11 protein-coding genes are annotated in these 15,751 nt (G+C 67.4%); 1 reads left to right on the plus strand and 10 read right to left on the minus strand.

All coding sequences use genetic code 11. From position 1 onward, the window contains the following. Window position 1 precedes the first annotated feature (1 nt). The 7 genes from ligD to CAL13_RS21605 all read right to left on the minus strand — a co-directional run bounded on the left by ligD (window position 2) and on the right by CAL13_RS21605 (window position 12,147). Complete coding sequence (gene ligD / locus CAL13_RS11240) at window positions 2-2,608, minus strand: DNA ligase D (RefSeq protein WP_086072433.1); 2,607 nt, start codon at window positions 2,606-2,608, stop codon at window positions 2-4. Window positions 2,609-2,610: 2 nt separating this feature from the next. Next, on the minus strand, window positions 2,611-3,594 hold the full coding sequence (gene ku, locus CAL13_RS11245; RefSeq protein ID WP_086073607.1) for a non-homologous end joining protein Ku: 984 nt from the start codon (window positions 3,592-3,594) through the stop codon (window positions 2,611-2,613). Between the two features lie 141 nt (window positions 3,595-3,735). Then, window positions 3,736-4,326, minus strand: a complete 591-nt coding sequence (locus CAL13_RS11250) for an alpha-ketoglutarate-dependent dioxygenase AlkB (protein WP_198297836.1) — start codon at window positions 4,324-4,326, stop codon at window positions 3,736-3,738. 20 nt (window positions 4,327-4,346) lie between these two features. Further along, window positions 4,347-4,739: a VOC family protein gene (locus tag CAL13_RS11255; protein WP_086057471.1), complete on the minus strand. Its 393-nt coding sequence runs from the start codon at window positions 4,737-4,739 to the stop codon at window positions 4,347-4,349. A gap of 58 nt (window positions 4,740-4,797) precedes the next feature. After that, on the minus strand, window positions 4,798-9,663 hold the full coding sequence (locus CAL13_RS11260) for a response regulator (RefSeq protein ID WP_232467640.1): 4,866 nt from the start codon (window positions 9,661-9,663) through the stop codon (window positions 4,798-4,800). Window positions 9,664-9,979: 316 nt separating this feature from the next. Continuing rightward, window positions 9,980-11,944 carry a S9 family peptidase gene (locus CAL13_RS11265; protein WP_086072434.1) on the minus strand — a complete coding sequence of 655 codons (1,965 nt, stop codon included), beginning with the start codon at window positions 11,942-11,944 and terminating at the stop codon, window positions 9,980-9,982. Window positions 11,945-12,012: 68 nt separating this feature from the next. After that, window positions 12,013-12,147 carry a hypothetical protein gene (locus CAL13_RS21605; protein WP_269768164.1) on the minus strand — a complete coding sequence of 45 codons (135 nt, stop codon included), beginning with the start codon at window positions 12,145-12,147 and terminating at the stop codon, window positions 12,013-12,015. Window positions 12,148-12,258: 111 nt separating this feature from the next. Here CAL13_RS21605 and CAL13_RS11270 point away from each other — a divergent pair, with 111 nt between their 5' ends. After that, a complete protein-coding gene (locus CAL13_RS11270) occupies window positions 12,259-13,260 on the plus strand; it encodes an alpha/beta fold hydrolase (protein ID WP_232467641.1) in 1,002 nt (333 codons plus the stop codon). Window positions 13,261-13,273: 13 nt separating this feature from the next. Here the strand turns inward: CAL13_RS11270 and CAL13_RS11275 are convergent, their stop codons facing one another. From CAL13_RS11275 to CAL13_RS21340, 3 genes are read right to left on the minus strand one after another with little or no spacing between them, the layout of a single operon-like run. Further along, window positions 13,274-13,651 (minus strand): response regulator, encoded by a 378-nt coding sequence (locus CAL13_RS11275; RefSeq protein WP_086072435.1) that lies wholly within the window; start codon window positions 13,649-13,651, stop codon window positions 13,274-13,276. After that, complete coding sequence (locus CAL13_RS11280) at window positions 13,644-15,173, minus strand: sensor histidine kinase (RefSeq protein ID WP_198297837.1); 1,530 nt, start codon at window positions 15,171-15,173, stop codon at window positions 13,644-13,646. Before CAL13_RS11280 ends, CAL13_RS11275 begins: the two co-directional genes overlap by 8 nt. Then, window positions 15,076-15,453 carry a hypothetical protein gene (locus CAL13_RS21340; RefSeq protein ID WP_198297838.1) on the minus strand — a complete coding sequence of 126 codons (378 nt, stop codon included), beginning with the start codon at window positions 15,451-15,453 and terminating at the stop codon, window positions 15,076-15,078. The genes CAL13_RS11280 and CAL13_RS21340 overlap by 98 nt, the downstream gene beginning before the upstream one ends. Window positions 15,454-15,751 lie beyond the last annotated feature (298 nt).

Genomic DNA, 15,751 nt, shown 5'->3' on the forward strand with positions numbered 1-15,751 from the left:
GTCATGCCCCCGGCTCGAACCCGATGGCCGCCATGGCGCGGCCGATCGGCTGCGGCTTGTAGTCATCCCAAGGCGCGTTCGCCACATCCAGCCGGGTGTGGACATTGGCGATCGTCCATTGCGCGCCGCTCTTGAGCTTGGGCAGCTCATCCCACCCGACCGGCACGGAAATACCCAGACCCGGGCGGGTGCGTGCGGACCAGGCCGCCGCCGTGGTGGCGCCAAAGCCATTGCGCAGGTAGTCGACGAAGACCTTGCCAACGCGGTTCTTGGGGCCGCTCTTGGCTACGAAGACCTGCGGCAGCGTGCGGGCCAGGTGCTTCACGATCGCGCCGGAGAAGGCCTTGACGGTGTCCCAGCCGTACTGCTTGCGCACCGGCACGACCACGTGCAGTCCCTTGCCGCCGCTGGTTTTCAGCCACGCCTTCAGGCCCATTTCCTGGAGCAGCACGTGAACCAGCTCGGCCGCCTGCAGCATGGCGGGCCATTGCACGCCCTCGCCGGGATCCAGGTCGAACAGCATGCGGTCGGGCTTGTCGATGGCCGTCTTGACGGCGTTCCAGGTATGAAACTCCACCACATTCATCTGCGCCGCCGACATGATGGCGTCGGCCGACGGCACTTCCAGCAAGGCGGGATGGTCGGGATACAGGCGTTCGGGCAGGGGCTTGACGCCGGGCATCGCGGCCTCCAGGTGTTTCTGGAAGAACAGTTCACCCTGGATGCCGCTGGGCGCGCGCACGAAGGAAACCGGCCGGCCCTTCAGGTGCGGCAGCAGCAACGGAGCGACCAGACCGTAGTAGCGGGCCAGGTCCAGCTTGGTCAGGCCGGTGGAGGGATCGATGACGCGATCCGGGTTGGATAGCTTGCCCAGTCTGGTGCGGCCCGCCGCCGGTGCGGCGCGGCCGCGCGACGGCGGTTCGCTCGCCGCGGCGTCCTGTTCGGCCTTGGCCGCCGACACGCCCACTTCCCGCGTCACTGCGCGCGCCGGCTTGTCCTGCCGCAGACCCCGAAAGACGGCATGGCGCACGTGGCCGGAATTGGTCCACTCCCCGAACGACACTTCGGCCACCAGCGTGGGCTTGACCCAATGGGCGCGGCGCGGAATATCGCTGCCGGCTTCCAGCGGGCTCTTGCCGGCGGCAATCTGGTCCAGCCGCTTCTTCAGATCAAGCAGGCCGCGTTCGTCGAAACCGCTGCCCACGTTGCCCGCGTAACGCAGCGCGCCGTTGTCGTCGTGCACGGCCAGCAGCAGGCTGCCGAATCCCTTGCGCCCGCCCTTGGGATCGGTATAGCCGGCTATCACGAACTCCTGCCGCCTGGCGCATTTGATCTTGACCCAGGTTTCGGCGCGCCGGGACACATAAGGGGCATCGCGCCGCTTGGCGATGATGCCTTCCAGGCCCATCTTGCAGGCGGATGAAACCAGGTCGGCCGGCGCCACGTCGAAGGACTCGCTGAAGCGCACGTGCTCGTCCTTTGCGCCTTTCATCAGCTGCGCCAGCAATTCGCGCCGCACGGTCAGCGGCTCGCGGCGCAGGTCCCGGCCGGCGATGAAAGGCAGGTCGAACACGTAATAGACGATGTCGCCCGTACGCGCATTGTCGAAGGCGTTCTGCAGCGCCTGGAAACTCGGCGCGCCATTGTCGGCCAGCACGACGATTTCGCCATCGATCCAGGCCGATTGCGCACCCAGCTTGCCGATGGCCTTGACCAGATGCGGCATCCGCGCGCTCCAGTCGTGGCCGTTGCGGGTGAACAGCTTCACCGACTTGCCTTCGACGCGCGCCAGCAGCCGGTAGCCGTCGAACTTCATCTCGTAAGTCCAGTCGCCGGTATGATGCGGCACGCCTTCGACGAGTGTGGCGAGTTGCGGCTTCAGGATCTCGGGCAGCTCCGCGGGCTTCCCAGGCAGCGGCGCTTCGTCGGCTGCCCTCGTCTTCGCGCCCCGCGCCGGCTTGCCGGCATCCGCCGATGCGGCCGCGGCCGGGCCGGACGCGGCCTTTGTCCGCCCGTTCCCCCGCCCATTCCCCTGCCCGTCCGCCGCGCGCTTGCGGCGGCCCCGCAGCGGCACGACGCTGTCGGGCATTTCGTCCACCACGTCGAACTCGCTTTCGGACCGCGCATATTCGTCGCGATCCTTGATCAGGAGCCAGGGCGGCTGTTTCTCCTCGGCGCCGCGGATGCGCACCAGCGCCCACCGGCCCTGCATCTTCACGCCGTTCAGATCGAATTTCAGGTGGCCGGCGCGATAGCCCTTGCGCGGGTCGCCCACCGGCGTCCACGTGCCCTCGTCCCAGATGATCACCTTGCCCGCGCCGTACTGGCCCTTGGGAATCTCGCCCTCGAACTGGTTGTAGGCGATGGGGTGGTCTTCCACCTGGACGGCCATGCGCTTGACCGAAGGATCGTAGCTGGGCCCCTTGGGCACGGCCCAGCTTTTCATGGCTCCGTCCAACTCCAGGCGGAAGTCGTAGTGCAGGCGCGTGGCCCAATGCTTCTGGATCACGAAGGCGCGCGCCGACGCGCTGGGCTCGCCGCCCGCTTCCGGTTCGGAGGTGATCGCGAAGTTGCGCTTCTCCCGGTATTTCTTCAGGGTGTCCGCCATGGCTACGCCGCTTTACGATGCCGGCCGCCCGATTTGGATGCGGACTTCGCCGCCGCTTTGGCCGTGCTCTTCCTTGCCGCCGCCTTCTTCGCGGGGGCTTTCTTCGCCGCCGTCTTGCGCGCGGCGGTTTTCCGGCGCGGCTTGTCTTCGTCGTCCTGCGCATCGCCGGCGTCTTCGGCGCCGCGCCTCGCCCCGCCCTTCAGGCTGCGTTTGAGCAGGTCGGTCAGGTCGATCACATTGCCGCCATAGGATGGCGCTTCTTCCTGCGGCTCGATGACCGCTTCGGTCTTGCCCGCCTTCACCTTGCGTTCGACCAGCTCCATGATGGCTTCGCGGAATTCATCCTTGAATTCCTCCGGATCCCAGTGGCCGGACATGTCTTCGATGAGCATTTTGGCCATCTTCGACTCGCTGGCGCTGGGACGCATGTTTTTGGCGTTGGCGCTGGGCAGGTCCAGGTCCTCCAGCGACTTGACCTCGTCGCCCCAGCGCATCAGGTTCAGCACCAGCGCATCGCCGGACGGGATGAGCGCGGCCAGATGCTGCTTGGTCTGGATCACCACCTTGGCGATGCCGATCTTGCCCATTTGCGTCATGGTGTCGCGCAGCAGCGCGTAGACCTTGTGCCCCTTGTTGATCGGCTCGATGTAGTACGGCCGCTCCAGATAGACGAACGGCACTTCCGCCGCATCGACGAAGCGCTCGATCTCGATGGTCTGCGTCGTGCGCGGGTAGGCTTCGTTGATTTCGTCCGGCGAGATGATGACGTACTGGCCGTCTTCGTACTCCACGCCCTTGACGATATCGTCGCGGTCGATTTCCTTGCCGGTGCGTTTGTTGATCCGCTTGTAGCCGACGGGGTCCATCGTGCGGCGGTCCAGCCAGTCGAAGTCGATGCTCGAATCCTTGGTCGCCGTGTGCAGGCCGACGGGGATATGCACCAGCCCGAACGAAATGGCCCCTTTCCAGATTGTGCGTGTCGCCACGGTGAGACCTCCCATCGCCGTTGTCCTGAAACGGAAGGTTGCTTTGCAATTTCCGTTCCCAGGCAGAGCCGGCATTCCCCCGGAACATGCAACGCGGACGCGCCAGGCCGGGAGCTGCGGGCGGGTCGCGTGCGAGCGTGCTTACGCAGGACGCTTGCCGGCCGGGGTCCGGAAGGTAATGGACCAGCGCGTTTCGGCCAGCGGCATGACGCTGTGCTGCCAGGCCCAGCGCGCCGGGCCGCGCATCAGGTAGATGGACCGCGGCTCAACCTCCGCGCGAAGGATGTCCTTACGGCGGGGGCTGACCGGCGGATACGGCCGGAAGCGCAGCACCGCGCCGCTGCCCAGCGAGACGCCGGCCACGTCCTGGAAGTCCGGCACGTCGCGATGCCAGCCCAGCGGCGCGCCGGGCGGATACTCGGCAACCAGCACGTGCGCGATGTCCTCCGGGTCCACCCCCATCCACTGCGCCACCCTGGCCCGCAGGCCGTGCAGCGGTTCGATCAGCGGCTCGGCCGGCCGCAGGCGGTTGGCGTCGTAATCGAAGCTGCCGCCGTAGCTGACGATGCGCCGGCGCGCGGTATAGCCCTTGTATTGGGCCGCCTGCAGCGGCAGCGACCGCACCAGGGCGATCAACGACGCTTCCTGGTCCGCGTCCAGGAAATCCGCCTGGTAGCGCCACCCCGGCGGCATGGGGGCCGGCGGGCTGTCGAACAGGGTGAGTTGCGCCATGGCGGGCAGCGTCCGTGGAATCAGCCGCGCAGCTCCAGCCCGTTCCCTTCGGGATCGCGCAGGTACACCGAGGCCGCCTTGCCCGAAGCGCCATAGCGCTCCGCCGTCTCGCCGACCGCCACGCCATGCGCCTGCAGCTCGCGGCGGATCGCGTCGGCATCGAAATCGGCCACGCGCAGGCAGATGTGATCCATGTTGGGCGCCTCGCGCAGCGGGGCGTCGCCGCCTTTCAACCCCAGCGGCCCGGCGGCATCGACCAAGTCGATCAGCGACGCGCCGGCCTGCAGGTGCACCAGGCCGATCTCGTCCTGGCGATGGACGAGCCGGCATCCCAGCACCCGCTCGTAGAAGTCGATCATGCGCGGCAAATCCCGGACGCGCAGCACGACGTGGTCGATTCCGATCGTTTTCATGGCGTCAATACCATACCGCCGCTTTCGTCCAATGAAAACCGCCGGGCGCGGCGGCCCGCTACCGCAGGGAAGCGAACACGCGGGCCAGGTCTTCCGCCGTGTACGGCTTGAGCAGATGGACGGCATCGGCGACGCTGGCGCCTGCCATGGCGCCCGGGTCCTGCCCCGAGGCGAACACCACGTGCAGGCCGGGGCGGCGTTCGCGGGCCTTCTGCGCAAGCTCGATGCCGGAAATCTCGGGCAGGCCGATATCGGTCATCAGGACATCGACCGGGCCCTCCTCCAGCGCCGCCAGCGCGGTGGAGGCGTGGCCGGCCGTCACCACCTGATGGCCGAGCGTTTCCAGCATCTCGGCCGTGGCCGCGCGGATCAGCCCGTCGTCCTCTACGAGCAAGACGCGCATCGATGTGACGGACGCCGGCATGTCCGGCTGGTCCTGCGACAGCGAAAGCTGCCCTTGCCGCGACTGCCGCGCGCTGTTGCGCTGCTGCTGGTTGCGCAGTACGTGGCGGATCTTGCGCGCCAGCGCCTCGCGCGTATAGGGCTTGCTGAGCAGATCGATGCCTTCGTCCAGGCGGCCGCCGTGCACGATGGCGTTCTCGGTATAGCCGGAGGTGAACAGCACCGCCACGTTGGGCAGCCGCTCGCGGGTCTTGCGGGCCAGTTCGGGGCTGCGCAGCGGCCCGGGCATGACCACGTCCGTAAAGAGCAGGTCGATCGGCACGCCGCTTTCCACGATGGCCAGCGCGCTCTGCGCGTCCTTGGCCTTGAGGACGCGGTAGCCGAGCTCGGCGAGCATCTCCACCACGGTGGCGCGCACTTCCTCGTCGTCCTCGGCCACCAGGATGGTTTCGGTGCCGCCCGCGATGGGACCGGTGTCCATCTCCGTGGTCAGGTCTTCCTCCTGCCGCACGCGGGGCAGATAGAAGCGCACCGACGTGCCGTGCCCCGGCTCGCTGTAGATCTTGATATGGCCGTTGGACTGCTTGATGAAGCCGTAGACCATGCTCAATCCCAGCCCCGTGCCCTGCCCTTCCGGCTTGGTCGTGAAGAACGGCTCGAATACGTGTTCCAGGACGTCGGGCGTCATGCCCGTGCCGGTATCGGTGACCGCGACCATTACGTACTGGCCCGGCGCGACGTCGGCATGCCGGGCGACGTAGTCGTCGTCCAGCAAGGCGTTGCCGGCCTCGATGGTGAGCTTTCCGTGGCCGCCCATGGCATCGCGTGCGTTGATCGCAAGATTCAGCAAGGCGTTTTCCACCTGGAAGGGATCCACGAGCGTGTTCCAGAGTCCGCCGGACACGATGGTTTCGACTTCCACGCCGTCGCCGAGCGCCCGCCGCAGCATGTCGTCCAGCCCCCGGATGAAGCGGCCCAGGTTGACAACCTTGGGCGCCAGCGGCTGCCGCCGTCCGAAAGCGAGCAGTTGCGAGGCCAGCTTGCTGCCCCGCGCCACGCCGGCCAGCGCGCTGCGCACGCGCTTTTCGGCACGTTCCTGGCCGGCCACGTCGCGCGCCAGCAGCTGCAGGTTGCCGCCGATGACCTGCAGCAGATTGTTGAAGTCGTGCGCGATGCCGCCGGTCAGCTTGCCCACCGCTTCCATCTTCTGCGCCATGCGCAAGGTTTCTTCCGCCTGGCGCAGGGCGTCGGCCGCTTCCTTGTCCGCCGTCACGTCGCGCCCGACGCCGTGGACGTCCTTGTGCTCGGGATCGGCCGAGAGCGTCCAGGCGATCCAGCGCCAGCCGCCGTCGGCCGTGCGCATGCGCCCTTCATAGCTGGCGGATCCGCCATGGTCGCGCAACGTGCGCATGGCCTGCGCGCCCGTCTCCACATCCTCCGGATGCAGCAGTTCCCCGTAATGGCTCGCGAGCAGGAATTCCTCGGTATGGCCCAGAAGACGGGTCCAGGATGGGCTGACCCGGATCAGCCTGCCTTCGAAATCGCCCACGGCCAGCAGGTCCGCGCTCAGTTCCCACAGGCGCTCGCGTTCGGCGACGGCCTCGGCCACGCGCATTTCCAGGGTTTCGTTCAATTGGCGCAGCGCCTGCTCGGCCTCGGCGCGCTGGCCGATTTCCGACTGCGCCGCCTGGTACAGACGGGCGTTGTCGATGGCGATGGCCGCCTGCGCCGCGACCCCGGAGATCAGGCGTTCGGCCTGCTCGCTGAACACGCCCGGCTCGGGATGTCCCAAAAACAGGCCGCCCAGCACTTCGCCGCCGCGCGAAACCACCGGCACGGCCAGATAGCTGCGCACGGGCAGATGACCCTTAGGCATGCCATGATGCGGCGCGTTGTGCCCATACCGCGCGTCCTTGGTGATGTCGTCGGAACGCACCACGCCCTCGCCGCTGAACGTGGGGCCGAACACCGCGGTGTTGCGGGGCATCGGGAACCCTTTGAAGGCCTCCCGCGGCACGCCGGACAGCGTGTACAGCATGTAGCTTTCGCCGCGGTCGTCCAGTACGTTGTAGAAGAAGGCGCCGAAGGCGGCGCCGGTCAGCTCGGTGGCCGCATCGGTCACCACCTGCACGGCGCGGTTCAGATCCAGCTCGGCGGCGATGGTCGTGCCCACGCGGTTGAGGACTTCCAACACGTGCGCATCGTCGCGCAGCTGCCGCGCCGTGTCCTGGCGCAAACGGTACATCTTGATGTTGCTCGCCACGCGCGCCAGCAGTTCGCGTGCGGAGAAGGGTTTGGTCAGGTAGTCGTCGGCGCCGGCATCCAGCCCTTCGACGCGGGCTTCCTCGCCGGCGCGCGCGGACATCAGCAGAACCGGTATCTCGCGCAGTTCCGGCGTGCCCCGCACGGCCGCCAGCAGCCCATAGCCATCCAGGCGGGGCATCATCACGTCGGACAGCACCAGGCTGGGCGGCGCGCGGCGCGCGGCCTCGAGCGCCGCCTCGCCATCGACCGCGGTCTCCACGCGATAGCCGGCGGTGGCCAGGATCCGGCCGACGTAATCGCGCAGGTCGGCGTTGTCGTCGACGACCAGCACGCGCTCGGCGGCGCCCGCGGCTTCGCCCGCCGCGGCGCCCAGCACCGACGACAGGCTCGGCGCGTCGGCTTTTGCGCCTTCTCCATCCGGCAGCCAGCGCAGCGCATCGGCCACATAGGCCTGCGCATTGATGCTGCTGCCTGCGGTCCCGCCGGCGTTCGCATCCGCGTCTTCAAGCCGCTGAGAGGAGCCAAGAGGAAGGGTCACCGTGAACGTCGTCCCTACGCCCTGCTCGCTTTCCACCTGAATGGCGCCCCCTTGCAGGCGGACCAGCTCCTGCACCAGGGCCAGGCCGATGCCGCTGCCTTCGATGGTGCGGCCCACCGCCCCGGTCACGCGGTGGAAGCGGTCGAAGACGCGCGGCAATTCGTGCGCCGGGATGCCGATGCCCGTGTCGCTCACTTGCATGCGCACGGATTTGCCATCCGGCGCGGCCCGCAATGCGACGCGTATTTCTCCGTCCAGCGTGAACTTGAACGCGTTGGACAGCAGGTTCAGGACGATCTTCTCCCACATGTCGCGGTCAACCTGCACCGGCGCCGGCAAGGCGGGACAGTCGACCACCAGGCGCAGCCCGGCCTTATCGGTGGCCGACCGGAACAGCGATGCCAGTTCCGCCGTCAAGGCCGCCAGGTCGGTGGGCTGGTAGCGGGCCTGGACGCGGCCGGCCTCGATGCGGGAGAAATCGAACAGGCTGTTGACCAATTTGAGCAGGCGCAGCCCGTTGCGGTAGGTCAGGTCCAGCAACGGACGCTCGCCGTCCCCGTCGGCCGCGCGGTGCAGCAATTCTTCCAGGGGCCCGAGCATCAGCGTCAAGGGCGTGCGGAATTCATGGCTGATGTTCGAAAAGAAAAGCGTCTTGGCCCGGTCGATTTCGGCCAGCGCCCGCGCCCGGCGGCGTTCTTCCTCGTAGGCATGCGCATGCCCGATGGCGGCGCCGATCTGGCCCGCCACCAGATCCAGAAAGCCCCGATAGCTTTCATCGAGGAGGCGGTAAGGATTCAGGCCGACGATCAGCACCCCTGCCCGGCCGGTGTCCGCCGATGGCGTGATCGGCAAGAGCGCCGCTCGCGTCGGCGCGTGCCGCCAGGGTCCGCGCGGCAGCGTCGCGCCGAAATGCGTCGGCAGGTCTTCCAGCACGAAAAGCTGCTGGCGCCGCAGCGCCTCTCCGATGGGCCAGGCGGCGTTGCGGCCGGCTTCCAGCTCCGCGGGCACCGCCGGATGATCGGCATCGATGCCGGCGCAGCCGAGCAGTACGGCCGTATCGCTTTGCGCGGGCGCGATATACAGCATCGCGAAAGGCAGATCCTGCGGATTCAGGGTCAGCGCCTGGACGCTGAGGCGGCAGGCTTCGTCCCAGCTGCCTGACTGCGTCGATACGGCCGCCAGTTCGCGCAGCAGGCGCACCTGGCGTTCGCCGATGACGCGCGCGGTGTCGTCGCTGTTGGCGCAGATGATGCCGCCCGCGCCGCCGCCGTCGTCCGGGATCGGGCTGTACGAGAAGGTGTAATAGGTTTCCTCCGGATAGCCGTTGCGCTCCATGAGCAGGAGCCTTTCCTCGACATAAGTGCCTTCCGTGCCGCGCATGGCGGTTTCCAGCAGCGGGCCGATGTCCTCCCAGATCTCCTGCCACACTTCCACGGTGGGACGCCCCAGCGCGGACGGGTGCTTGCCGCCGATGATGCTTTTATAGGGATCGTTGTAGAAAAAGATCAGCGACTCGCCCCAGCCGATCCAGATGGGCTGGCGCGACGTGAGCATGATCCGGATGGCAGTCTTCAGGCTTTGCGGCCATTGCGCCGGCGGTCCCAGGGGGGTGGACGCCCAGTCGTAGGCCCGTATGCGGGCGCCCATGTCGCCGCCGCCGGCAAGAAAGGACGGCGTCGCGGCCGTCCGCGAAAGACCCGACTGGGAAGCGTGCTCCATCTACGTTGCTCCGGGTGGGCCCACCCCCGAAGCGCTGGCGCGCTTCCCCCCTCGAGGGGACGACGCTGGCGGACCGGCGGAGCCGGATCCGCTGCGTTCCCGGTAGGCTGCACTTCTTGCGTGCGGTGTGCGGCTGGATACCGGAGCGCTACGGGCTGCCCTTCCAGGGGCGGGCAATGGCGAAGGACTATATCATCCGGCGCGGCGGGCGCAGGCGCCGCGTTGCAACTTCGCCAATGGGCCGCCCGGCCTGTCCGCGGGCTGGCACGCCGCGTCAGGACCCGGCGCCGGCCCTTGCCCCCCGGCGCAGCGCGGCTCAATCGCGGTCCTTCTGCGGCTGGCCGTCTATCCAGCGCTCGACCCAGCCGACCAGGCGCGTCAGGGCATCGATGCGGTGAGACGGCTTGCCGCTTTCCAGGAAGTGATGGCTGCCGCCCGGGTACAGCACCATCTCGGCCATCGTGTCGGTGGTCGCCATGATGCCGGTGAACAATTCCTCGGCCTGGCAGCGCGGGCAGCGGTCGTCGGAATCGCCCTGCAGGATCAGGGTCGGCGTGCGGATGTTTTCCACGTAGTCCATTGGCGAAAGCTCGCGCATCAGATCGCGCTTGACGGCCAGTTCGCCGTACATCGAGTAGGCATCCGCGTAGTAGCCGCTGTCGGAGCAGGCAAAATGGTTTTCCAGACTCGTGACCGGCGCGGATACGACCGCCGCACGGAAAGCGTGCTGCTTGCACACGGCCCAAGCGCTCAGGAATCCGCCATAGGACTTGCCCGTGATGGCCAGACGATCGTCGGCGCTGCCCTCGTCGCGCAGGACCTGAACCGCGGCCAGGTGCTGGTCCAGATCGTATTTGCCCCAGTGCTGGCGCAGGCGCGAGCTGAACCGGCGGCCGTAGCTGCTGGAGCCGACCGGGTTCAGGGCCAGCACGCTCCACCCGCGCGACACCAGCACATACCAATAGGCATGCATGGAATAGTCGAGCATCACGTAGCTGGCCGGGCCGCCATGCGCGTCCACCAGCAGCGGCGTCGGGCCGTCGGCCCCGGCGGGACGCAGCAGCCAGCCATCGATTTCCTCGCGGCCGCCCTCGCCGTCCGGCACGCGGAAGCGCCGCACCTCCGCATGCGGCAGGATGCGGTCGCGCCACCATGCGTTGAAATCCGTCAGGCGCCGTTCGCCGCCGCCGTCCCGCTCCGCGCGCCAAAGTTCGTTCGGCGCGGCGGCGTCCTGGCTGACGTACAGCAGGTGGCGGCCGGCGAAGGTCATGCGGCCGGCTTGCCGGTCGCCGGTCACCAGCGGCGTCACCTTGCCGTCGGGCACCGAGATGCGGCAGACGTGCTGCCGTCCGCGAATCGCGAGCACCGCCATCACGTACCTGCCGTCCTCGCCCCAATGCACCGACTGCCCGGAGACGACCTCAATGGAATCGTCGCCCAGCGGCGCGACGGATTTTTTCGCGACGTCATACAGCCATAGGCGCATCTGCGCATCGCCGTCCTGCAGCGCGCCGCTCAGGACGATATGCCGGCCGTCGGGGGACCACTTGGGAAAGGCCACGGAGGCCAGGTCGAACGTCGCCTGCCGTTGGTCGCTGCCGTCGGCCTGCATGAGCCACAGGTCCGTGCGATGCGCCAGGCGGCCTTCACGCGTGCGCGTGTACGCCAGCGCTTTGCTGTCCGGAGAAAAGCAGGCGCCGTTCACCTGATACGAACCCTGGGTCAGCTGCTCGTGTGAGCCGTCGCCGACGTCCAGCAGAAAGGCATGGATTTCGGAATCCAGCGTGTACCCGGCGCCGTCCATTTTGTAGGGCAGCCGCCAGACCACGCGCGGCGAATCCGGCGGCCGCTCCAGGTCCTGCTCGCGGCTGTGATCGCCGCGGATCTCGGGATCGACAGTGAGCGTGCAGCAAACCGCCATCTTCCGTCCATCGGGCGACCATTCGAAGGACCCCGCGCCCGATGGGAAGCGGCTGAGCGCGGCGGCCTCGCCGCAATTCGGTTGGATCAGATGCACTTGCGGGCCTTCCCCGCGGTCGGACAGGAAAGCCAGGCGCTTGCCGTCGGGCGACCAACGCGGCTGGGTGTCGGCCTTGCCGGCGGTCAAGGCCCATGGCGGCGAGCCATCAAGCGGGACCAGCCATATGCGCGTGGCCGTGCCGTCCGCATGGGCGTCGATACGCTGCAGAGCGCAGGCCGCCGCGTTTGCCGTGACGCTGGCGTCCAGATCGGTGATGGTCTGGTAGAGGCGGATATCCGCCGGTTCGAATGGGGTGTTCATTGTCGCCCTTCAGGGGTTGCGGTGTGAGAAAGGCGGTCCGGGCAAGGGATCGCGGCGCGAGCATCGGCTTACCAGGGTTGAGCAAGAAGAAGAACCAGCACCACGACCACGAAGGCCCAGAACAACCATTTGGCATTCATCGGAAACAGCTCCATGTTGTCGATATGCGCCTGACGGCGTGCAAGACGCACGGCAAGCGGCATACCAGCACGCAGGCCGCCGCGCCGGTCTCACCGCAACCGCTCGAAAGTTCGGCATACTCTCCGGCCGGCCCGGGGGCATGTCGCTTGCGCAGGCCGAATCTTCAGCGGCAAATGCGGAACATCGGCATGCAGGCATACCGGCAAACGCGCGGCGATATCGATGTCCGTCAAGGCGTAATCCCAGGCCCCGTCGTGCCCATCGCGTATGAGGACTGGGGCGATCCGGCGGCGCCGCCGCTGCTGCTGATCATGGGGTTGGGCGCGCAGATGGTGCTCTGGCCCGACGGTTTCTGCGGCATGCTGGCCGGCGCCGGACTGCGCGTCATCCGTTTCGACAACCGCGACGCGGGTCTGTCGGGCCGCTGCCAGCCGCCGCGACAGCCGTCCGCGCCGCGGCCGCCGCTCTGGCGCCTGATGGTGCGGGCGCAATTGGGGCTATCGTCCCGGGTGCCCTACACGCTGGCGGACATGGCCGCCGATACCGCCGCCTTGCTGAGCGGGCTGGGATTGGCGCGCGCCCATATCGCGGGCGCGTCGATGGGCGGCATGATTGCGCAGATTCTGGCCGCGCAGCACGCCAGCAGGGTGTCGTCGCTGACCGTGCTGTTTTCAAGCACGAACCAGCCCCTGCTTCCGCCGACCGCCCCCGGTCTGCTTTGGAAGATGCTGCGCAGCCCGGGCCCAAAGGCCGGGCCGGAAGCGCAGAAGGCGCACGTCAAGGACATGCTGCGCGCGCTGGGCACATCGGAGTATCCGGTCCCCGATCAAGACCTGGAGGACGTTGCGGCATGCATGGTACGGCGCGGTATCGACCCGTCGGGCGTGCGGCGGCAGCTGATGGCCGTGCTTGGCACGGGCGACCTGCGCCCCTACTGCCGCGCCATTACCGCGCCAACGCTAGTGATCCATGGCGAAAACGACCGCATGCTTCCCAAGGCGGCGGGCCGCGCCGTGGCGCGCGCCATCCCCGGCGCGCAGCTGCATCTGATCCCCGGAATGGGACACGACGTGCCGCCGGCGCTATGGCCGCGGCTGGCCGGACTGATCGTGGACCATGTTGCCGCGGCCTCGGCCCGGCATGATGGCGCGGGCGGACGGCCTGGATCGGGATAAGGCTGCGGCTCGATCAGGCGGGCTTGCCGCCCGCCTGCATGGCGGCCGATATTGCGCGGGCCAGATCCTCGATGGAAAACGGCTTCGCGAGCACCGGGCGCGACGCCAGCGGCGCCGGAATGCCGGCACGGCCGTAGCCCGTGCTGAACACGAAGGGTTTGCCACGCTCGCGCAGATGTTCAGCGAAGGGAAAAACCTGCTCGCCGCCCACGTTCACGTCCAGGATCGCCACGTCGAAGTCGTGCGCATCGGCGGCTTCGAAGGCCTGGGACAGCCGGGCGATCGATGCGACCACCCTGCAGCCCAGTTCGTCGAGCATGTCTTCGATCAGCAATGCCACCGTGGCGTCGTCCTCCACGACGAACACCCGCAGATCCAGGGAATCATTCATGAACGGTCAGCTCTTTGAGGGGAATGGCGATCAGGCACTGCACGCCTTCGCGCCTGAAGCGCAGGTCGCAGCGCCCGTTCAGATCGCGTTCGATGCAGCGCTCCATCAAGCCGGTGCCGAAGCCGCGCCGCGGGGGTTCTGTGACCGGCGGCCCCCCCTGCTCCACCCACTCGAGTTCGAGCATGGCGGCGTCTCCCGCGCCCGTCTTCCATTCGATGCCGACGCCGCCGGCGGCGCCGCGCAACGCGCCGTACTTGGCGGCATTGGTCGTAAGCTCGTTCAGCGCCATCGTCAGGCTCAACGCGGCGCGCGGATTCAGTTGCACCGACGGTCCGGCGATGCGCAGCTTGCCGTCGTTGTCCGCGTAAGGCGCCACGATGTCGCGCACCAGCGTTTCCATGGGCACGCCGACCCAATAGCGCTTGCTCAAGAGATCGTGGGCGCGCGCCAGCGCGATGATCCGGGCCTCCAGCGTGGCGGCGAAATCCTGCAGGGTGCTGGCATGGCGCGCCGTGCGGCGCACCAGCGATTGCACGGTCGCCAGCGTGTTCTTCACGCGGTGGTTCAGCTCGTCGATCAGCGCCTTCTGGCGCTCCTCGGCCTGCTTATGCGGCGTGATATCGACCAGCATGTTGATGGCGCCGACCACCTTGCCCTGCGCGTCGCGCAGCGGCGTGGGATAGGGCATGAACGGCACGCGGGTGCCGTCCGGACGCTCGGCAATGGCCTGCTCGCCCCGCACCGGCCGCCCTTCTTTCAGGCAGACCGCCATGGGGCATTCGTCATGCGGCAGCGGGCGTCCATCGGGATGGTAGAGCCGCCACGTCACGCACCACTCGTCCGTGCCCAGCACCGGCTCGCGGCCGGCGAGCTCGGCGGCCGCCTGGTTGTAAAAGGTGATGCGGCCCTGCGCATCGGTGGTATAGACCGCGGCAGGAAGCGCCTCCAGCAGCTCGCGAAGCTGCCGCTCCGCGTTGCGGATTTCGTCTTCCATCTGCTTTTGCCGCGTCACATCGACCGTACAGCAACGGGAATTAGCGAACTTGCCGTGGACGAAACGGGCGCTGGAGGAAATCTGCACATGGCGGATCTGCCCGTCCCGCGTGAGCAGGCGTGCCGGGTACTGCAGCAGCGACTCTCCCCGTGCGAGCCGGGCAAGGATATCGGCAATGACAGGCGCATCCGCGTGAAAAGAAGCAATGGGTCGGCCGACGTATTCGTCTTCGGCGTAGCCCAGCAGCTCCAGCTCGGCCTGGTTCGCACGCACCACGATGCCATTGTGGTCGACGATATGCATGGCCATCGCCGTGTTTTCGAAGAAATCCTCGAGGTCGGCGTTGCGCAGGTCCAATTCCTTTTCCAGCGCCTTGCGCGCCGAAATGTCGTGGAAGCAATTGATCGCGCCTTCGATATTGCCCTTGTCGTCAAACAAGGGATGGATATTCACCAGCGCCGTGAGCCTGGTCCCGTCCGTCCGCTCTATGACGACTTCCGCATTCTGCGTGACCACACCTTCCCGCACGGCCGTCGCCCATCGGACATTGATCGTGCGGCAGAAAGGTGCCGTCCGGCCGGTACAGCCGGTATGACCCGCAATACAGCTCGCCCCCGTCGCCGATGACCGGCGCGCGCCCCCACAGCCGCATGGCCTCGCGGTTGTAGCAAACCAGTTTTCCTTCCTTGTCGCACAGGTAGATGGCGCCGGGGATGGCGTTCAGCGCGTTGGGCCCTGCGGCGACCAGGGCTTCGAATTCGGTCAGCCGCTCGACGTGCGGGGGACGCGGTGGCGACAGGGAGCTCATGCGGGGGTTCCAGACGGTTGGGCAGGCGTAAAGCGTGGGCGGAGGATAGCGCCTTTCCGCGATTCCGACCAATGCCCGCGCCGCAACAAGCTGTAGCGGCTCTGTGGGGACCTTGCTACCGCATGATGACCGTTGCAGCTATGTACAAGCATGCAAACAAATGCTCGCTAGATTTGTCGACATACGACATAATGCGCGGCTATTACCCGTAATCTAGCAACATTTTGTATCCAAAATGTTGCTATCTGCGGCAGAGACCCGGCGATGCATGAGAACAAACTGAATAAGAACAGTGCCT

It is taken from the genome of Bordetella genomosp. 9 (genome assembly GCF_002119725.1).
Taxonomy (GTDB): domain Bacteria; phylum Pseudomonadota; class Gammaproteobacteria; order Burkholderiales; family Burkholderiaceae_B; genus Bordetella_C.